Origin of the sequence: Ancylomarina salipaludis, assembly GCF_004122035.1 — a bacterium.
GTDB classification, from domain to species: domain Bacteria; phylum Bacteroidota; class Bacteroidia; order Bacteroidales; family Marinifilaceae; genus Ancylomarina; species Ancylomarina salipaludis.
This window is the reverse complement of sequence record NZ_SAXA01000009.1, coordinates 30,328-50,957: the sequence shown is the minus strand read 5'-3', so window position 1 is coordinate 50,957 and position 20,630 is coordinate 30,328. Positions and strand designations below refer to the sequence as shown.

Annotated in this window: 19 protein-coding genes; 14 read left to right on the top strand and 5 right to left on the bottom strand. The window is 36.6% G+C overall.

The features are described 5' to 3' along the window. Nucleotides 1–15 precede the first annotated feature (15 nt). The 3 genes from EO244_RS10755 to EO244_RS10745 all read right to left on the bottom strand — a co-directional run bounded on the left by EO244_RS10755 (nucleotide 16) and on the right by EO244_RS10745 (nucleotide 3,969). Nucleotides 16–1,008 carry a beta/alpha barrel domain-containing protein gene (locus EO244_RS10755; RefSeq protein WP_129254682.1) on the bottom strand — a complete coding sequence of 331 codons (993 nt, stop codon included), beginning with the start codon at nucleotides 1,006–1,008 and terminating at the stop codon, nucleotides 16–18. 21 nt (nucleotides 1,009–1,029) lie between these two features. Continuing rightward, complete coding sequence (locus tag EO244_RS10750; protein ID WP_129254681.1) at nucleotides 1,030–2,226, bottom strand: acyl-CoA dehydrogenase family protein; 1,197 nt, start codon at nucleotides 2,224–2,226, stop codon at nucleotides 1,030–1,032. Nucleotides 2,227–2,358: 132 nt separating this feature from the next. Then, nucleotides 2,359–3,969, bottom strand: coding sequence for a MutS-related protein (locus tag EO244_RS10745; RefSeq protein ID WP_129254680.1), 1,611 nt, complete (start codon nucleotides 3,967–3,969; stop codon nucleotides 2,359–2,361). Nucleotides 3,970–4,249: 280 nt separating this feature from the next. On the opposite strand from EO244_RS10745, the gene EO244_RS10740 reads away from it, so the two are divergent. The 8 genes from EO244_RS10740 (at nucleotide 4,250) to EO244_RS10705 (ending at nucleotide 11,449) form a co-directional block, all read left to right on the top strand. Further along, nucleotides 4,250–4,618 carry an NfeD family protein gene (locus EO244_RS10740; RefSeq protein WP_164977470.1) on the top strand — a complete coding sequence of 123 codons (369 nt, stop codon included), beginning with the start codon at nucleotides 4,250–4,252 and terminating at the stop codon, nucleotides 4,616–4,618. A gap of 8 nt (nucleotides 4,619–4,626) precedes the next feature. Further along, a complete protein-coding gene (locus EO244_RS10735) occupies nucleotides 4,627–5,613 on the top strand; it encodes an SPFH domain-containing protein (protein WP_129254678.1) in 987 nt (328 codons plus the stop codon). A gap of 199 nt (nucleotides 5,614–5,812) precedes the next feature. Then, nucleotides 5,813–6,937, top strand: coding sequence for a DNA polymerase III subunit (locus tag EO244_RS10730; protein WP_129254677.1), 1,125 nt, complete (start codon nucleotides 5,813–5,815; stop codon nucleotides 6,935–6,937). Between the two features lie 340 nt (nucleotides 6,938–7,277). Next, nucleotides 7,278–8,429, top strand: a complete 1,152-nt coding sequence (locus EO244_RS10725) for a PSP1 domain-containing protein (protein ID WP_129254676.1) — start codon at nucleotides 7,278–7,280, stop codon at nucleotides 8,427–8,429. Nucleotides 8,430–8,533: 104 nt separating this feature from the next. Next, nucleotides 8,534–9,031: a gliding motility lipoprotein GldH gene (locus EO244_RS10720; protein WP_129254675.1), complete on the top strand. Its 498-nt coding sequence runs from the start codon at nucleotides 8,534–8,536 to the stop codon at nucleotides 9,029–9,031. 42 nt (nucleotides 9,032–9,073) lie between these two features. Beyond that, nucleotides 9,074–9,856: a tRNA (guanosine(46)-N7)-methyltransferase TrmB gene (trmB, locus tag EO244_RS10715; RefSeq protein ID WP_129254674.1), complete on the top strand. Its 783-nt coding sequence runs from the start codon at nucleotides 9,074–9,076 to the stop codon at nucleotides 9,854–9,856. A gap of 10 nt (nucleotides 9,857–9,866) precedes the next feature. Further along, nucleotides 9,867–10,211, top strand: coding sequence for an MGMT family protein (locus EO244_RS10710; RefSeq protein ID WP_129254673.1), 345 nt, complete (start codon nucleotides 9,867–9,869; stop codon nucleotides 10,209–10,211). Nucleotides 10,212–10,351: 140 nt separating this feature from the next. Then, the gene (locus EO244_RS10705) at nucleotides 10,352–11,449 is read left to right on the top strand and encodes an Mrp/NBP35 family ATP-binding protein (protein ID WP_129254672.1); all 1,098 of its coding nucleotides are present in this window, start codon (nucleotides 10,352–10,354) and stop codon (nucleotides 11,447–11,449) included. Nucleotides 11,450–11,580: 131 nt separating this feature from the next. Here the strand turns inward: EO244_RS10705 and EO244_RS10700 are convergent, their stop codons facing one another. Both EO244_RS10700 and metG read right to left on the bottom strand, forming a co-directional pair. After that, a complete protein-coding gene (locus tag EO244_RS10700) occupies nucleotides 11,581–12,894 on the bottom strand; it encodes an SPFH domain-containing protein (protein ID WP_129254671.1) in 1,314 nt (437 codons plus the stop codon). Between the two features lie 149 nt (nucleotides 12,895–13,043). Next, entirely contained in the window at nucleotides 13,044–15,074 is a 2,031-nt protein-coding gene (gene metG / locus EO244_RS10695) for a methionine--tRNA ligase (RefSeq protein WP_129254670.1), read from the bottom strand. 313 nt (nucleotides 15,075–15,387) lie between these two features. Between metG and EO244_RS10690 the strand changes: the two genes are divergently transcribed. The 6 genes from EO244_RS10690 to EO244_RS10665 all read left to right on the top strand — a co-directional run bounded on the left by EO244_RS10690 (nucleotide 15,388) and on the right by EO244_RS10665 (nucleotide 20,569). Next, nucleotides 15,388–16,293, top strand: coding sequence for a S66 peptidase family protein (locus EO244_RS10690; RefSeq protein WP_129254669.1), 906 nt, complete (start codon nucleotides 15,388–15,390; stop codon nucleotides 16,291–16,293). A gap of 33 nt (nucleotides 16,294–16,326) precedes the next feature. Continuing rightward, nucleotides 16,327–16,692 (top strand): YraN family protein, encoded by a 366-nt coding sequence (locus EO244_RS10685; RefSeq protein WP_129254668.1) that lies wholly within the window; start codon nucleotides 16,327–16,329, stop codon nucleotides 16,690–16,692. Between the two features lie 19 nt (nucleotides 16,693–16,711). Beyond that, nucleotides 16,712–17,065, top strand: a complete 354-nt coding sequence (locus EO244_RS10680) for an MmcQ/YjbR family DNA-binding protein (protein ID WP_129254667.1) — start codon at nucleotides 16,712–16,714, stop codon at nucleotides 17,063–17,065. A gap of 63 nt (nucleotides 17,066–17,128) precedes the next feature. Then, the gene (locus EO244_RS10675) at nucleotides 17,129–18,337 is read left to right on the top strand and encodes a C1 family peptidase (protein WP_129254666.1); all 1,209 of its coding nucleotides are present in this window, start codon (nucleotides 17,129–17,131) and stop codon (nucleotides 18,335–18,337) included. A 391-nt stretch (nucleotides 18,338–18,728) separates the two neighbouring features. Next, the gene (locus EO244_RS10670; RefSeq protein WP_129254665.1) at nucleotides 18,729–19,265 is read left to right on the top strand and encodes an RNA polymerase sigma-70 factor; all 537 of its coding nucleotides are present in this window, start codon (nucleotides 18,729–18,731) and stop codon (nucleotides 19,263–19,265) included. Between the two features lie 128 nt (nucleotides 19,266–19,393). Then, the gene (locus tag EO244_RS10665; RefSeq protein WP_129254664.1) at nucleotides 19,394–20,569 is read left to right on the top strand and encodes a FecR family protein; all 1,176 of its coding nucleotides are present in this window, start codon (nucleotides 19,394–19,396) and stop codon (nucleotides 20,567–20,569) included. Nucleotides 20,570–20,630: the final 61 nt, after the last annotated feature.

Below are 20,630 nucleotides of genomic sequence, written 5' to 3'. Positions count from 1 at the left end.
TAAATTCTTATTCGGCTAACGCAGATCCAAATAGGCTTCAGCCAACTGAAGACCTTTTATCTGACTCTGAATGTATCGCTCTAAGTCAGCATACTCACCCTGAGCATGCTTCAACAAAGCCGATGCTTGCCCGTAAATAGCAGGCATTTTACTTTTTTTCATCAGATAATAACCATCTAAACAAGATGATATACCACCTGATATGATAAGCTCTTTACACTGAACCGATTTACTGGTTTCATAAATACGATTGGTCCATTCAAGCATTTCTTCAGCATTGTGTCCAATCTCACTCAAACCCTCCAAAACCATTCCTGCTTTTTCAGGATGACGCATCAACTCAAGTTTAGCAAAATTGGTTCCTCCAAATGCCCCAAACTCAATAGCCTGAAGAGGTAAGTTCATCAAAGCCTCCAAACTTTTGGGCCCCATCCCTTGTCCAACTTCTTTTACAATCAGGGGCAATTGTATTTGCGACATTAAGTCCTTCAGCGTCTCAATCGGAGAACGATACAAGCGATCACCCTCAGGCTGCAAACTCTCTTGCATGGGATTAATGTGAACAATTAAACCATCGGCTCTCAGGTTTTGAAGCATCGCTTCAATCTTGTCAAGGGCTTTATCTTTAATCAATGTTTCAATCTGACAGATGCCTAAATTCGCATACAAAGGCAAATCATCCCCCATAACAGAACGTATATCGAAATCAGCAAAATGAGCCTTACTATCCAATAAAGAACGGCAAGACCCTAGTCCCATTCCCATTCCAAACTGTGCACAGGCACGAGCCAAATTCAAATTGATTTTAGCTGCTTTTTCCGTTCCCCCGGTCATGCTTGACACCCAAATTGGGGTACACAATTGCTTGCCTAAAAACCCGAAAGGTTCAAGCTCCTTATCAGGATGAGCACTTAATAAAGGTTCATAATAGAACCGTTTATCAGCCAATGCATTTTCCATATGCGAACGGAAAGCCAAATCAATATGGTCTCGTTTTCTGTCAGTCATTATTCTATCTGTTTTCGGTTATCAGTTATCACTGCAAACTAATCTAGCTTTATCGTCTTCTACTTTAACCTTTTTACTTGTAATATGTCTTGATATAACCAATCGCAATATTTCTGAAGTTCCTTCACCAATTTCCAACATACGCTGGTCGCGATAAAAGCGTTCCACTTCAGAAGACTTTAAAAGGCCATGAGCACCGTGAATCTGCACGGCTTCTGTCGCCACTTCTCTGGCAATTTCAGAGCAAAACAATTTTGCCATGGCGGCATGTTTCCCAAATTCATACCCATTATCCTTCAACCAACAGGCCTGATACAACAGTGAACGTGCTGCTTCAATCTTGGTCGCCATATCGGCTAATTTAAAAGCAATGGCCTGAAAGTTAACAATAGGTTTCCCAAATTGCTCACGCTTATTGGCATATTTTAAAGCTTCTTCATAAGCTCCCTGTGCCAATCCTAAGCCCATGGCAGCAATTGTTAATCGTCCTGAATCAAGGGTTTTCAGCATGATTTTAGCTCCCTGTCCCAATTCTCCTAGTAAGTTAGACTTAGGGACCTGGCAATTCTCAAAAGAGAGTTCTCCCGTGTCAGAAGCGCGCCACATCATCTTCCCTTTAATCGATTCGGCTTTAAAACCTCCTGTTTTTCTCTCAACTAAGATAACAGATAATTCCTTTTCACCTTCTTTTTCATCCGTAATCACCTGTAAAGTAACTCCCAAAGATGATTGTGAAGAGGCATTTGATATAAATTTCTTTGTTCCGTTAATCAGCCAGTTCTCATTAATCAATTCGGCTCTCGACTGAGTTCCTCTGGAATCTGACCCTGCATTTTCTTCTGTCAGACCAAAAGCCCAAACATGTTCACCAGTGGTTAAAGGAGGTAAAAAATTCTGTTTTTGTTCCTCAGTTCCAAAATGATAAACGGGTCCAATACCAAGTGAGTTATGAGCAGCCAATGTTGACGCCTGTGACGCATCTACTCTCGCCAATTCTTCAACGGCTATCAGCAGCGATAAATAATCCTTGCCTTGTCCACCATATTTCTGAGGAATATAAATTCCAAATAAGCCCAATTCACCCATCCTTCGTGTTAATTGCGCACTAAATTCTTCTTTCTCATCCAAATCGGCAGCCAAAGCTTTCACTTCAGTCTCGGCAAATTCTCTAACTCTCAAACGAAGAGCCTCGTGTTCTTTATTTGTATAGGGATTCATATTTTGTTTTACTTTTTTTATAATAACAGACTCTAATGTCTTTTAATTAACAAACCTAAATAAAATCCTTTATCTCTAAAAATTATTTAGAATTAATTTTGATAAAAACAAGGCAATTTTAACAACTTCCAATTATTTATCATTCATACACAAAGTCCCATCCATCTCCAAAGCTAAAGAATAAGCTTCTTGAATAACCGATTCCGGATAACCATTAATCTGAAGAATCTTAATGGCATTTCGGTTCATTAATTTCCCTTCCTTAAGTCTGTAATCAAACTCAACCGTTTTATTGCCTACAATTTCACTAAAATGATAAAGCTCGTATTCGTTATGAAGCAAGTCGGCTAATTCAATATCGTGTGTCGATACAAAAACAAAATTGTTCAATTGGGCTAATGATGATAAAACCGCTTTCCCTGCTGAGATACGTTCAATGGTATTCGTCCCTTTAAAAATCTCATCGAGTAAAAACAAATTCATTTTGCCACACTGGCTTACCTCTATCATTTTCTTTATTGTGAGGACTTCTTCAAAATAATAACTCTTATCATTAAGCAAGTCATCACTAATTCTAATGGCAGAAAAAATGCGCATTCGTGGCAAAGAAAAAGCCTTACCAAAACAAGTGTTAAGAGTCAGAGCAGTCAAGGTATTGATTCCAATTGTCCGAATGAAAGTTGTTTTACCTGACATGTTTGAACCTGTCAATAAAATTGACTTATCATTCACTCGAATGCTATTGGTTACCGCATTGAGGATTAAAGGATGATAAAGTTCTTCGGCTAACAAATCGGACTTTTCTTCAGATACCTTAGGAATACAATAATTCTCAGAACTTTTTCTCAAAGAAGCAATACTTAGTAAAGCATCAATCTCACCCACAAAAACAAACAAGGCTTCTATCTCACTTCTATTTTTATCCAGTTGCCTCAAGATTCCAAATAACAAAAGAGGTTCCAGAATGAATACAATTTTCACCAATTCAATCACAAACCAAAATAAGGCCTCCATATCACTCCCTAAATCGTCTCCCAATTTAAAAAGAGACATTCTAAACCTAAGTTTATCAATCGTGGCGATGGAAGAATTAAGATTGGGAGCAATATTTTTAAAACAGTCCTGACCAAAGAGATCCCGAGCGGTATCAGTCAATTTTAACAGCTGTGGAATCGATTTGATATAATAATACAGATTCTTCTTATTCCAATAGTGTATCCCAATATTAACAATAAAAACACCGAATAAAACAAAAAACAACCGCCCGTTAAAAGGGAAAAGTAAAATTGATAACAAACTCGTAAAAGAGAGAATACGAATCAGAAAATACCATTTAGGAGCCTGTATATGTTCATCCTGAAAAAGAGAGGTGATATAATGTGTATTTTCTTTACTCAGCTTATCAAGTTGTTTTTGAGTCTTAATTCGAAACTCCGGATCGTCCGTAAAAAACTGAATTAACACTTCATTCCTTTCAATATGATGCTGATCAGACGGAATATTTCGAAGTTTGTCGTAGAGATATTGTTGCCCAATTTTGGAATGGGTTCTGTCAACAAACATAAATAACTCATCGAAATCTAAATCCTGACAGGTTTTATCAGATAAAACCTGAAATGAATCTTCATGTTTTTTATTCCTAAAATACCTTTCAATCTGATCGAAATTAAACACATCCTCTTTTATTTTCCCAAAAGAATTCAGGTAAGCTTTATCTCTTTTCGTATTCCTTTTAAATATCATAAAGTTAAATTTCACACAGTGGTTCTGAATTAAACATTAGGGATTTGTCAAAAGATGATGGGCAATTCCTTATACTCAAGAAATAACTGCTAAAAATACAATTATTCCCTTTCAAAATAAAGAAGAAAGCCCCCTTCTGACAAACTTGACAGATTTGACAGTAGTTTTTTTTAGTTCTATAATTTAAATTTACATATTAATTAAGATTCTAAGTATGGAAATTGAAATTTGGCACATATGGTTGCTCGCTGCAGTCCTTTTATTCATAATTGAAATATTTATGACAAGCTTCGTTGCAGTCTGTATTGGAACGGGAGCTTTGGTCACCGGAATCGGTGCATATTGGGGGCTGGATATCACACAGCAACTCGTGTTATTTTCAGTTTTTACATTTCTAAGCCTCTTCTTTATTCGCCCATTTGCACAAAAATTTATTCTAAGATCAAAAGCATATATCAACACCAATGCTGATGCTCTTATAGGTAAAAAAGCAAGAGTGGTTGAAACCATCAATCACAAGAAAAGAAGCGGTCGCGTTGAGATAGATGGGGATAATTGGAAAGCAACATCTTTTGATGGACAGGAAATCCATCAAGGGCAAATTGTGACCATAGTGAGTTATGAAAGTATTGTTTTAACCGTAAAATAAAGTTTAGTATGGGTGGAATTATCCTGGCTGGAGCGATTGCTCTTTTAGTCATCATCTTTATGGCTTCAGGCCTAAAAATTGTTCGTCAATCCGAAACAATTATAATTGAACGTCTTGGAAAATACAACAGGACCCTTCAATCGGGAATAAATATCATTATTCCTATTTTCGATCAGACAAGAGATATTGTCTGGCGCTATGTTAAAGAAGATTTTAACGGACAAAAAGTTGTCATGTTTAAAAATAAAGCGCGTATTGATTTAAGAGAAACCGTGTATGATTTCCCAAAACAAAACGTGATCACAAAGGATAATGTAGGGGTTCAAATCAATGCCTTATTATACTTTCAAATCATGGATCCGGTTAAATCAATTTATGAAATTGAAAATCTACCCGATGCCATTGAAAAATTGACACAAACAACCTTAAGAAATGTGATTGGGGAATTAGAATTGGATCAAACATTAACTTCCCGAGATACCATAAATACAAAACTTAGAGGAATTCTTGACGATGCCACAAACAAGTGGGGTGTAAAAGTCAATCGTGTGGAGTTGCAGGACATTAACCCGCCACAGGATATTATTGCTGCCATGGAAAAACAGATGCGTGCTGAGCGTGATCGTCGGGCAGCTATTCTCGAAGCTGAAGGAATGAAACGCGCAAGTATTCTTGAAGCCGAAGGGATTAAAGAATCTGAAATTAATAAGGCTGAAGGTGAAAAGCAATCGAAAATTCTAAGAGCCGAGGGTGAGGCGCAAGCCCGAATTAAGAAAGCAATTGCTGAAGCGGAAGCCATTCAGAGAATTACCGAAGCGATTAGCCAGGAGGGCGGAGATCCTGCCAATTACCTGATTGCTGTTCGTTATATCGATACGCTTAAAGAAATGGTGAGTGGAAAAGATAATAAGGTTATCTATCTGCCATACGAAGCAACAGGCGTTTTAAGCTCGATTGGAGGCATTAAGGAAATGCTTACTGCTGGTGTAAAATAACCCTAACCCCTCATATATTGAATCAAAGGTCGAGCAATTTGTTCGGCCTTTAATTTTGGTATTCCTAAACTAAACCGGGAATATTCAGATCGAAATTTATCCTTTAAAAAAACATATCTGAACAAACCCTATTTTTTTTACCTTTGATATCTATTTGAAAATGTCAAGATCACTGGCTTAACGATTCATACAAAAATACATGCAGTTTAAAGATATTATTGGGCAAGAGGCAACCAAGTCTCGCTTTATTCAGACAGTAACAGATAATAGAGTGAGTCACGCGCAACTTATTGTTGGTGAGAATGGTGTAGGCAAGCTAGCTCTGGCAATTGCATTTGCACAATATGTTTCGTGCCAAAATAAACAAGCCAATGATTCTTGCGGACAGTGTCCTTCCTGCAAAAAATATCAGAAACTCGTTCATCCCGATTTACATTTTGTTTTTCCGGTTGTTAAAGCTAAGGCAGCGAGCAATCCTGTAAGTGATACTTATATCGAAAATTGGAGGAAACAAGTGCTGAGTGATCCTTATTTTGATCTTAACGACTGGTATACAAGTTTGGGTGTTGAAAATGCCCAGGGAATGATTTATTCCAATGAAAGTAATGAGATTCTTAAGAAATTAAGCCTTAAAACTTATGAATCTGATTACAAAATTATGATTATTTGGTTGCCGGAAAAAATGCATGCCTCCTGTGCCAATAAATTGCTTAAGCTGATTGAAGAACCACCTTCAAAGACCTTATTCTTTCTAGTCTCAGAAGATCCTAATCGAATCCTTCAAACAATTCGATCAAGAGCCCAGATGACAAAAATTCCAAGAATTGATAAGGAAGCACTTTGTTCTGCCCTCAAATCGGAATACAACCTATCGGATACAGAGCTGAATAATTTGGTTAGGCTATCCGAAGGAAGTTATCGCAAAGCCAGAATTTTAATCAAAAATTCTGACGAAAATGCTTTTAACTTCGATCGCTTTGTTAGTATTATGCGTATTTGTTATGCCCGAAATGTACTCGAGCTGATGACCTGGGCTGAAGAAATTAGTGCAATTGGTCGTGAAAGACAGAAAAGTTTTCTTCAATATTGTTTAAGAATGATTCGTGAAAACTTTATTCTGAATTTGAAACAGGAAGAAATGGTTTTTCTTAATGGCGAAGAAATGAACTTTTCGCAACGGTTTTCACCATTTATCAACGAAGATAATGTTTGGCCCATTGCCGATGAATTGACAAAAGCTTACAACGATATCGAACGAAATGGAAATGCAAAAATCATTTTCCTTGACTTAAGTCTTCGCTGGGTTAAATTGTTACGACCATAATAAAGGCATTAGAAATAGAATTCATTAGCCTTTTATCGACCTATTTAGATTGGTTTTTTAAATTATTCCCGCCTGTCAATCAATCCCATACTAAGTTCTTTTTCTATATATTTTTTCGGATTCTTCAGACCTTTAAAAAATTAATTAACTTTAAGGGTTATTTATGGTATAGACTCTCAGTAAGTCTGATAGATATCCCATTTTATTAGCTAATTTTGCAGGCACGATTATAAAATTTCAAATTCGAATAGTATTCGAATCTTTTACACAGATCATGCAAACTATTGGAGTACAAATTACCGTATACCAATAAGATACTGCACTCAATATATATATACATATGATAGAAGAGAAGGAACCAAAAGGCAAATGTGGCGGTTGCGCTAAGGGTAAAACCGATCATCGACTTTTGGCAGGTAAACTTGATGTTTACGACTGGTTAGGTGACGTTCCTGAAAGCGCTTTATGTCCCGATATTATAGAAGTTAAATTTAAAAATACACGCAAAGGTTTTTATTCTAACAATAATAAAATAAGACTAAAGCGTGGCGATATAATTGCTGTTGAAGCATCTCCCGGACATGATATTGGTATTGTTTCACTAACAGGTGATTTAGTGGTTGAGCAAATGAAAAGACAAAAGCTCGACGCTAAAACTTACGAAGCAAAAAAAGTATACCGAATCGCCAAACCTGTAGATATAGAAAAGTGGCACGAAGCCATTGCTCTTGAACACAAAACCATGATTAAGGCGCGCCAAATTTCTGCCGAACTAAAATTGAATATGAAAATTGGCGACGTAGAGTATCAGGGGGATAAAACCAAGGCCATTTTCTATTATATCGCTGATGAACGCGTTGATTTCCGTCAATTAATTAAAGTTTTAGCCGAAGAATTTCGAATCCGAATTGAGATGCGCCAAATTGGTGCTCGTCAAGAGGCCGGGCGTATTGGAGGAATTGGACCTTGTGGTCGTGAATTGTGTTGCTCAACCTGGATCACAAATTTTGTATCGGTAACTACCAACGCGGCACGATATCAGGAAATTTCTTTAAATCCGCAAAAACTAGCCGGGCAATGTGGCAAACTAAAATGTTGCTTAAACTACGAAATGGACGTTTATATTGATGCCCGTAAGGATTTTCCGCCAACCAATATTCCGTTGGAATGCAAGGATGGTACAGCTTATCATCAAAAAACAGATATCTTCAAACGAATAATGTGGTACAGTTTCGATAAGAATTATGCTGTCAATATGGTTCAGATTCCTGTCGAAAGAGTGAAGGAGATAATTCGTCTGAACAAAAAAGGCACTAAAGTTAACGAGCTGGTCATCAAAAAAGAGGAGATTACCCGTAAAGCACTCGATTACGAAAATGTTGTAGGGCAAGACAGTCTGAATCGTTTTGATAAATCAGAGACGGTTAAGAAACCTCGCCCCAAACGTAAATTCCGACGTAAACCTCGGAAAATTACTAAGCCCAAAGAGTAGCTTCGTCGAATAAAATAAAATCATAAAGTATTGAGCACATAGATAAATCATCTACTCAATACTTTATTGGCTTAAGAGAATTAAAGACTTGATATTTTGAATCAATGAAATTTAAATCCAAATACCTTTTACTTTTCAGTTTTGCACTGATACTCATCTCGAGTGCCTGTCAGGACAATCGTCTGTATGAGAATTATATCGATATTCCAAATCATAAATGGAATAAAGAACATATTGCTCGATTTGAAGTGGAGATAACAGACTCCATTCAATTGCACAACATTTACATCGATATCCGAAATACGGGCAGGTATCCTTACAGTAATCTGTGGCTTTTCATTAAGCAGACAAATCCGGAAGGTACCGTAAGCGAAGACAAATTTGAATGCCACTTAGCAAGTGATGCCGGCGAATGGTATGGAAGTGGGTTTGGTAATATATTCGATTTGCAGGTTCTTTATAAACCTGCCGTTTTATTCTCAAAACCGGGATTGTACACCTTCGAAATGGTACAAGGTATGCGAGATGACAACTTACCCGGAATCGTGAATATCGGTCTGAAAATTGATAAAACAAAACAATTAGAAACTAAAAATAAGTAGGCTGAATATTGATAAAGCAGTCTACTCTGACATAGGAAAAAAGTGGGAAAGAATAAATTAAAGCGTTTCGCTGAAATGGAAACTTTTGAGAATGTTTTCCAGCCTTCACACGAGGATGTGTGGGATAAAGAATTCAGACTTAAAAGTAAATGGAACAAGGAATATTTCAAAAATGATAAGCCTATAGTTCTGGAAGTTGGATGTGGTAAAGGCGAATATACAGTCGGTTTAGCAGAACGCTTTCCGGATAAAAATTTTATTGGTATCGATATTAAAGGGGCCCGACTTTGGCAGGGTGCCAAATATGCAATTGAAAATGGACTAAAAAATGTCGCTTTCATTCGAACCAAAGTGGAACTTTTACGTTCGGTTTTTGCCAACGGTGAAATTTCTGAAATATGGATCACCTTTGCTGATCCTCAGATGAAAAAAGTCACAAAACGACTTACAGGAACCCGTTTCATGCAACTCTATAGCGATTTAATGGCGGATAACGGAATGATTCATTTGAAATCAGACAGCCAATTTCTATACCATTACACACGCTACATGATTCAGGAAAACAATCTGAAAGTATTAACCGATACCGACGACTTGTATAATTCAGAACATGCCAACGATATTCTGGGCATTAAAACCTATTACGAAGCGCAATTCCTAAGTAAGGGAATTCCAATTAAGTACCTTCAGTTTCTACTCGAAGGGAAAAAAGAGTTTGTTGAACCGGATGTAGAACTGGAACTGGACGAATATCGCAGCTTTGGCCGTGACAGACGCAAGCAACCTACTGAAGAAAAAGATCTTAATAGGAAAAACAATCAATAAGCCTTAAGACATGTCAGATATTTATGCACGCATATTTAAAGTGGTCCAGCAAATACCGGCTGGACGCGTGTGTAACTATGGAACCATAGCGCGTTTTATTGGTTCTCCTCGCGGGTCCCGTCTGGTTGGATGGGCTATGAACAATTCTCATACCTGCGATGATTATATACCAGCTCACAGAGTAGTCAACCGTGTTGGCATGCTTTCGGGCAAACATCATTTCCCTGGGGAGAACTTAATGCAACAACTCCTCGAAAACGAAGGAATCGTTGTTATCGATGATCAAATTCAAGACTTTGAGAAACATTTTTGGGATCCGATGCAGGAACTTCCCGAAGATTTTTGTTCAGAATAGAATTTCATCACTTTTGTTATTTAAATTAAATCTAGATAGTTATCTTTGAGGTGTATTAATTTTTAAGTGTTTCTCGATGGGACAATTTTCCCAGTTTAAAACACATTTTTCGAATTAACACCCTAACAAATTAACAAGATATGTCATATACCAATAAACAAGTTACCGATGCTTTAAAACTTGTAAAGTTTCCTGGTAGCGATCAAGATATTATTAGCCTGGATATGGTTCGTAATATGAAAATTGAAGGTAAAAAGATCGGATTCGATTTAGTTTTTCAGAAATCTGACGATCCCAATATTATTCCCTTAAAGAAAGCTTGTGTTACAAACATTTTACGATTTGTTGACAAGGATGCTGAAATCAAAGGGAATATTAAAGTGAAAGCCGTTCATATTGTTGAAGCCCCTTCGGTACTTCCCAATGTAACCAATATTATTGCTGTTGCTTCGGGTAAAGGTGGTGTTGGTAAATCGACCATTTCGTCGAATCTGGCTGTTGCTTTGGCAAAAGCTGGTAAAAAAGTTGGCCTTATCGATGCTGATATTTACGGACCATCGGTTCCTAAAATGTTTGGTTCTGAAGATGCGAGTCCAAAACTTATACAAATTGACGGTAAGGATAGAATCGAACCACACGAGCGTTATGGTGTGAAGATGCTTTCTATTGGTTTCTTTGTTGATCCGGCTCAGGCAACTGTGTGGAGAGGCCCTATGGCTTCAAACGCACTTAAGCAAATGATTGAAGAGGGCAACTGGGGCGAGCTTGATTTCGTCTTAATCGACCTTCCTCCCGGAACATCGGATATTCACCTGACCTTGGTACAAACCGTTCCTGTTACCGGTGCTATCGTTGTGAGTACGCCTCAGGATGTGGCTTTAGCCGATGCCGTAAAAGGAATCAATATGTTCGAAGGCCCAGGCGTTAATGTACCTATCTTAGGTTTGGTTGAGAATATGGCTTGGTTTACACCTGCTGAATTGCCAAACAACAAATACTACATCTTCGGTAAAGATGGTTGTAAAAAACTGGCTGAAGAAAAAGGTGTAAATCTATTAGGACAAATTCCAATTGTTCAAAGCATTCGTGAAGGTGGCGATAATGGTGCTCCTGCAGCCTTGAACGAAGATTCAGTTACAGGTATGGCTTTCGCCGATTTGGCAAGCAAACTGATGGCAGCTGTTGAAGACAGAAACCAAAGTCAGGATCCAACAAAAAAAGTTGAAATGACCAGATAAGATCAATTGATCAATTCGTAATAAGTACAAAAGCACCTTCGATATGAAGGTGCTTTTTTAATATAATTGGACATCATCCTAAAATAAGATGACCCGATCATGGTTATCTCATCCTTTTAACAATTAAAACTTTATTTTTTACTTGTTTGCAATTGCTTGGCCATTGCAGCACCAATTAAACTTTCAAGTGGCGTTCCTCCCTTTTTATCAGAACTGATAATCATCGTCTCAGGAAATTTAATTTTTGCAATTTCGGCAGCTACCTTTATGTCACGGTTCAATTCCATCTGGAGTTTAACTTCAGGCGTAATACCAGCGCTTACTTTTTTAGAAATTTCGTAAGCTTCAGCATCAGCTGTCACTTTCTTTTTAAGAGCATTCAGCTTTTCTGTTTCCAAAGCAATAGCAGCCAGTTTCTTGTTGGTTTCCTCTTGCTTCAACTTAGTTTCAATTGCAATAAGAGCTTTAACCTGTTCCTTTTCCTGAGCCACACGCTCTGCAGCTTTATCACGCTCACCTTCTGCAATAATACGTTGTTGTGCATCCTTAGCAGTTTCTACTTTCTGTTGCTCAAGCTGTCGCTTAGCCGACTCATCTCTTTGCGCTTCAAGTCGTTGCTTAAAGGTCTTTTCAAGTTCAATATTATCTACAATAACCTGAGAAACAATAATATTATTCTCACTAAGCTCGTGTTTAATACGCTTAGGAATCCCATTAACAAGCACTTTATTCACTTCATAAGAAGTCTGAATTTCTTTTATGCTTCGATCATTATTTTGAATATCTGCATAAACAGTATCTCGTCTCTCAATTTTTTCAACAGCATAAGCCCCTCCTTTTAGTTGCTCTTCAAAAACCTGTCTGAAATTTTGAGCCTCACCCGAAATATAATCCTGGGCAGCAAACATATAAGCCGTATTAACCAATTGTTCTTTTACAGTTGGAACAATTGTGTTATTCACTAAATTGCTCATTGTTCTAAATTTAACCGCCAGATTTATAAAACTATCCTCATCTCTTGGCATTTCGAAACGTGTCGAAACAAATCCCATAGATGTTACCTGGTCAATAAAACGTAAAGGAATTGGTTTCATGATACCTTCAACTTCATCTTCATCAATTTCGATACCGTTACCTACGACCTTCACATCGATAAATTTCTGCCATTTATCAATCTTTGCAAAGCCTCTCCACTTAATACCTTGCTCCATTACAGCACTCATTTTACCTGTTGGTGAAACCAAAAGATAATTAAATCCTCTGTCAGCAAAAAAGAACATAGAACTCATCAAACTCAAAAGAATGCCAATAACAATAAGAGAATATCCATGAACATGAGTAATATGATTCATCCACTCGCCACTACCAGACTTCTTTTCTAATTTCGATATAATCAATGCTACAACACCTACGAGCAAAGCTATAACTCCCAAAAATGTAATCATAATGTTTTGTTTAAAAATTATTTTTTTTGTTAGATGCCAAACTTACATAAATATTTCTTTTTGTTCAGTGTCTAAATTTAAAATTTCCATAATAAAAAAAGCCCCAATCGTTTATAACGATTGGGGCTATATATTGAATAATTAAACGCTTATCGAACTTCCGAGCCAGCAGCAACAGCTTGCTCCGGCGACACAAATGCTAATTTACCATCAGCATCCTCAGCCATCAGAATCATCCCTTGCGATTCGATTCCTTTTAATTTACGAGGCTCAAGATTCATCAACACACTTACTTGTTTGCCAATAATATCTTCAGGTTTATAATGCTCAGCAATACCCGAAACAATGGTTCTGGTATCGACTCCTGTATCAACAGTCAGTTTCAATAACTTCTTGGTCTTAGCAACTTTTTCAGCTTCAGTAATCGTTCCAACACGAACGTCCATTTTCATGAAGTCGTCGAAATTGATATTCTCTTTGACCGGAGTTGCGACTCTGTTTTCAAGTTCATTAGCCACCTTAGTCGCTTCTAATTTATCAACCTGCGCTTGAATGGTCTCATCCTCGATTTTCTCAAACAACAATTCCGGCTTATTAATTTGATGACCAGCAGGTAATGCATTAGCTGTTACATCAGCCCACTCAATACGATCCATATTAAGGAATCCACGAAGTTTCTCTGCTGTAAATGGCAAGAAAGGCTCCATCAATGTAGAAAGGTTAGCAGAAATCTGTAAAGAGATGTTTAGAATTGTTTTCACACGATCCTCATCGGTTTTAATCACTTTCCAAGGCTCAGTATCCGCCAAATATTTATTACCCAAACGAGCTAAATTCATTGCAACCTTAAGGGCCTCACGGAAATGGAACGTTTCAAGATTCTTTTCAATTTCTGCCTTAAGAACAGGAATTTGAGCCAATGTTTCTTTATCAAAATCATTAAGTTCGCCAGCCTCAGGAACCAAACCACCAAAATACTTGTGAGTCAATACCAAAGCACGGTTCACAAAGTTTCCGAAAATTGCAACCAACTCGTTGTTATTACGAGCCTGGAAGTCTTTCCAAGTAAAGTCGTTATCCTTAGTTTCAGGTGCATTTGCTGTTAAAACATAACGCAACACATCCTGTTTTTCAGGAAACTCTTCAAGATATTCGTGTAACCAAACAGCCCAGTTACGAGAGGTCGAAATCTTATCACCTTCAAGATTTAAGAATTCATTTGATGGCACGTTATCAGGTAAAATATACGAGCCCTCTGCCTTAAGCATAGCCGGGAAAATAATACAGTGGAATACAATATTATCCTTACCAATAAAGTGAATCATTCTCGAATCTTCAGCCTTCCAGTACTTTTCCCAATCGGGTGTGTGCTCCTTAGTCGCCGAAATATAGCCGATAGGCGCATCAAACCAAACGTAAAGAACCTTACCGTCCGCTCCTTCAACAGGAACAGGTACTCCCCAATCCAAATCACGAGTTACAGCTCTTGGGTGAAGTCCATTATCTAACCATGATTTACATTGTCCATAAACATTTGGCTTCCATTCTTTGTGCTCCTCAAGAATCCATTCTTTCAAATAAGGCTCATATTTATCTAAAGGTAAATACCAGTGTTTGGTTTCTTTCAACTCTGGCTTGTTACCTGTAATTGCAGATCTTGCATCAATCAAATCAGTCGCATTCAACGATGTTCCGCAGCTTTCGCACTGGTCACCATACGCTTTCTCGTTTTTACAATGAGGACAAGTTCCTGTAATATAACGGTCAGCTAAAAACTGATTGGCCTCAGCATCATAAAATTGTTCCGACGTTTTTTCAATAAACTCCCCTTTATCGTGAAGTGTTTTGAAGAATTCTGAAGCCGTTTCGTGATGCGTTTTCGAGCTTGTTCTTGAATAAACATCGAATGAAATTCCAAACTTCTCGAAAGAATCCTTTATAATATTATGGTATTTATCAACCACATCCTGTGGGCTAACACCTTCTTTTTTTGCCTTAATGGTAATAGGTACACCGTGTTCGTCTGAACCACCAATTAATAACACATCATCGCCCTTCATTCGCAAATAGCGCACATAAATATCTGCAGGAACGTAAACGCCCGCTAAATGACCAATATGTACCGGCCCATTCGCATAGGGAAGAGCTGTTGTAACTAGTGTTCTGTTAAATTTTGACATCTCAAAAAGAAGTTTTAGAAGATCTATATTCAACAAGAGAGATCAATTTGTCTCCTGGAACGTAACAAGACCTTAGGTATTAATAATGAAATATGTTGCGAGTAGCCGATTAATGAATCGGTCTCTGAAGCGCAAAGATAAAATAGAAATAACAAATTCAAGCATTTAGCTTTGAAATCATTCAGTAATCATTTTCTCACATTTAAAGATTTTATTGTAATTTGTGATTTCTTAATTAACACGATCAATATCGAAAGAGGAAATCAGAATCCGATTGATTTTTAAATCTTTGATTGATCCCAATCATACACATATGTTTCAACCTTCCACATTAAAAAAAGGCGATAAAATAGGGCTTATTGCTCCCGCAGGAAAAATCGATAAACAAAAAATAATAACCGCACAAAAGGTGCTCGAATCCTTAGGCTACGAAGTTATCTTGGGCAAACATGTTTTTGATGAACATCATATATTTGCCGGAACAGACAAGGATCGGGCTGCTGATTTTCAATTCATGCTCGATCATAAAGAGATTAAAGCGATTATCTGTGCTCGAGGAGGATATGGCTGCATTCGCATTATCGATAAGCTAACTTTTGATGGGTTTGAAAAACACCCCAAACTGATCATTGGATTTAGTGATATTACCATTGTTCATGCACGTTTAAACCATCTTCATTTTGGAAGCTTGCACGCTACTATGCCAATCAATTTCACCGAGAATATTGCTGATTCTCCTTCGCTGCAAAAACTTGCAGATTATCTGGAAGGCAAATTGACAAATTACCTAATTCCATCGCATCAATTCAACAGAACAGGATCCTGTGAAGCTGAATTAGTCGGTGGAAATCTATCGATTATTTGTAGTTTGAATGCAACGGATTACGAACTGAATACTCACAACAAAATTCTTTTTATCGAAGATTTAAATGAGGATTTATATCATTTAGATCGATTAATGTTAAGTTTAAAACTAAGTGGAAAACTAGACCACCTCGAAGCACTTATTGTGGGTGGTATGAGTGATATGAAAGATGGGGAAACGCCATTTGGAAAAACAGCATACGAAATCATTCAAGAGGCTGTTCAGGATTACAAATACCCCCTTATTTTTAATTTCCCTGCAGGACATATCGATAAAAACTGGCCTTTACCCTTAGGTAAAAAAATCAGACTGGATGTAAAAGAGAAAGAGGTGGAATTGAGTTGGAAAAACTGATGATTAGCACTTTTGATTAAAAATCAAACAAATATGGCAGAACATAACGACTTAGGTAAATTGGGAGAAGATTTGGCAACCAAACATATGATGAGTAAAGGTTATCAAATTCTGGATCGAAATTGGATTTATCAGAAAAAAGAACTGGATATTGTCGCAACAGACGGCACATATCTTGTCGTAGTGGAAGTCAAATCGCGTTCTACAGATTATTTCGAACACCCTTCTGATGCCATTACCTTACCTAAAATTAAATTTCTTTGCCGAGCTACTCAAGCTTATGTCGATTTAAAAGATATTGAAATGGAGGTCCGTTTTGATGTCATATCTGTAATAAAACGAGGGGGAAAATTTGATATCGAACATATCGAAAATGCCTTTATTGCACCAATAGACTAATTTGTAATTATTAAATACCATGAATATTGAAGAACTAAGAGACTACTGCCTTTCGAAAAAAGGCGTAACCGAAGGCTTCCCATTCGACCAGGAAGTTCTTGTTTTTAAGGTGATGAATAAAATGTTTTTACTTACCAATATCAACAAGGATTTAAGCATGAGTGTAAAATGTGATCCCGAACTAGCTGTAGAGTTACGCGAACAATTCCCGCAAGTACAAGCAGGCTGGCATTTAAACAAAAAACACTGGAATATGGTTGCCATTGATGGTACAATTTCAGACAATCAACTTAAAGAATGGATCAATCATTCTTACAATCTAATCGTTGCCAGCCTAACTAAAAAACTACAAAATGAGCTCCTGAACATGTAAATAGTTCAGTAATCTTAATATCTTTCCACACAAAATGTAAAACACAACCATAAAACAACAATCATGAATTTTAAACAACTAAGCGTCATTGTGCTTTCTCTGACATTAAGCGTTCAAGGGCAAGCTTTCGCTAAAAAGAAAAAAACAACTGAGCCTGAAGGCTTCAAATTCACCACTGTTGCTGATGTGCCAACCACAGAAGTCCGAAATCAGGAAAGTACAGGGACGTGTTGGGCTTTTGCTACAACCTCATTCATCGAAACAGAATTGATTCGTTTAGGAGCAGGAAACATCGACTTATCAGAAATGTTTACAGTTCGACATGCCTATTCACAAAAAGCCTTGCACTATTTCCGTTTACACGGAAAAGGCAACTACAGCGAAGGAGGTCAGGCTCATGATGTCTTAAACGTTGTCAAAGAATTTGGTTTTATTCCTGAATCAGAATACTCAGGAAATCAGTACCAGAGCGACTATCATATCCATCAGGAAATGGTAAAATCTACCAAAGCCATGTTGGATCAGATTGTACAGAACCCGAATAAAAATATTACTCCGGTTTGGAACAAATCAGTTAATAGTGTTCTTGATACCTACATGGGAACCGCGCCTGAAAAATTTGAAACAAATGGAAAAACGATTTCAACTGTTGAGTTCATGAAGCAAACTGGTTTTAATCCTGATGATTATATCGAATTGACATCCTATTCACATCATCCTTTTTACAAGCAAATGAACCTTGAGATTCCTGACAACTGGTCGGATGATATGTATTACAACCTGCCTATTGACGAGCTAATGACAGTCATCGATAATGCACTAACCAATGGTTATTCTGTATGTTGGGATGGAGATGTTAGTGAAAAAGGATTCTCGCATCGCAATGGTGTTGCAATTCTTCCGATTTCAAATGTAAAAGACATGACCAACTCTGAAATTGAGAAATGGGATGCTATGTCTACCAAAGAAAAGAACGCATTATTATATAAGTTCGATAAACCCGGATCGGAAGTAAAAGTTGATCAAGTGCTGAGACAAGCAACTTTCGACAACTACCAAACAACTGATGATCACTTGATGCACTTAACCGGGATTGTGAAGGATCAGAATGGAACACGTTATTACAAAACTAAAAACTCATGGGCTAAAAACTCTAATAAAATGGGTGGCTACTTAAATATGAGTGAATCATACGTTCGCCTTAAAACAGTCGCAATCATGGTTCATAAAGATGCGGTTCCTGCAAATATTAAGGCAAAATTGGGAATATAATACTTATCATATTTTTAAAGAATAATTTAAAAGGTTCGAAGTGTATACTTCGGACCTTTTTTTATTTTCTAAATCACAAAACAATTTCAATTATTTTACAAAAAACAATTGAAATTTTAATTGATTTTTCTCTTATATAAAACCACACACCATTATATAAATAATCTAATTTAAATAACAAACCTCAAACAGCTCTTTTCTTTGCAGTTAAGAAATCACCGTTGCAGATTAAATTTTCCTCCCATCTTTGATCTTAATTTACAATAATATAAAACCTTTAAAGGTAAATTGCATCAATAAAATTATAGAGCATCATTTTTCATGAATAAAATATAAGAAAAAATGTATATAATTGTTGACCCAATTATAACCACTACTAACTGAATTAATCATGAAACCCCTAAGTAACTCCATTCTAAAGCAATTTAGAAATGGAGATAATTTCGCCTTTAAAAAGATATACGAACGTTATTTTGATGCTCTGTATCTTTTTGGAATGAAATACATCTCAAACCAAGATGTCATGGAAGACATTTTGCAAGAGATCTTCATTAAAGCCTGGGAGAAACGTGCCTACTTCTTTCATGACTTAGCTTTAAAAGCTTTTCTGTACAAATCTGTTAAAAACGCCTGTCTCAATCATATTGAACACCAATCTGTCAAAAAGAAATTTGAACAACGACAAGATTCAAACGCCTATGACGAAAATATCTTTTATAGAAATATTATCGAAGAAGAAGTCAATCGTCATATCGCAGAGGCAGTAAAAGAATTACCAGCTTCTGCACGCATTATTTATCTTCTGAGTCTAAAAGGTGTTAAAAATAAAGATATTGCTGAAGATCTTGAAATATCAATCAATACGGTAAAAACACAAAAACTTCGAGCAAGTCGATTTGTAAAAGAAAAACTAAAAGACAAAACCTGACTAAAAAACTGATAACCAATCAAAATAAGACATATTAAAAAAAAAAGGGGTGAAAAAAATATTTTTTGTCACCCCTTTTTCTATTCTTCCTGTTTAAGCAGATACAAACTACTAATGCTAATAAGAAGATGAATCAATTAAATTCCTCATTTAAAATTGCTGAGCTTATATCAAAGAGATTAAAAGGGAAATTATCTCTGGAAGAAAGTCATATTTTAGATGAATGGAAATACGACAGTAAGGAAAATCTAGATCTCTATCATAAACTCTCGAAGAACCCGGAAACAAACTTTTTTAAAAACGAAGAGCAACTCGAAAAAGTAAAAAAAGAAGAAATATGGCATAAAATAAACACCAACTTACAAGAGAAAAAAACGCGAAAGATCAGAACAGAATTTCTAAAATATGCAGCAAGTATTATCGTAATTGGTATAAGTACTTTCTTTATTATTAATTCTATTCCAAACAAACCAACAAATCAAACTGCTCATATTTCTCCCGGTAAAAACCAAGCCCTATTAATGCGAGATAAGGGTGAAACGATAATTCTGGATGAATTCGTTAAGCTTAAGGAAGAAGGCCTGGAAATCAGCAATACCGAGGGGCATCTCATTTATACGAATGACAATAAAATCACTAATAAAGAAAAAATCACCTATAATTCATTAATTATCCCCAAAGGAGGTGAATATAATCTAACTCTTAGCGATGGAACAAAGATCTGGCTTAATTCCAATTCAAAATTAAAATATCCCACCAAATTTTCAGGTAAAGAACGCCTTGTTGAACTGGAAGGTGAGGCCTTCTTTGATGTCAGCAAGAATAAAGATTTCCCTTTTGTTGTAAAAATGAATGATTTTCAAATAAAAGTTCTGGGTACCTCATTCAATGTGAATGCATATAACGATGAAAAAGAAATAATTACCACTCTTGTCGAGGGTCGGGTTGAAGTTAAGGATCAACTTCGAAATCAGAAAGAGATACTATTACCCAACGACCAATTTTGCATCAACAAGTACAATGGAGATTTTAAGAAAACACATGTGGACACTGAAATCTATACTGCCTGGAAAAATGGTCGACTTGTTTTCCAAAATGAGAGGCTTGAAGACATCATGATTCGATTATCACGCTGGTATAATGTGGAAGTCTTTTTTCTTAATAATGAATCTAAAGACCTAAAATTCACTGGTGATTTAGCCCGATACGAAGATTTCAACAATGTATTGGAAATGATCGAATTTACAGATAAAGTTAAATTTTCAATTAAAAACAGATCCGTACTTGTAGAAAAATTAAATTAAAAAAAATACGGAGAAAGCTTGCAACTAACTCCGTATCTGTCAATAAATCATTTCTGTTGTA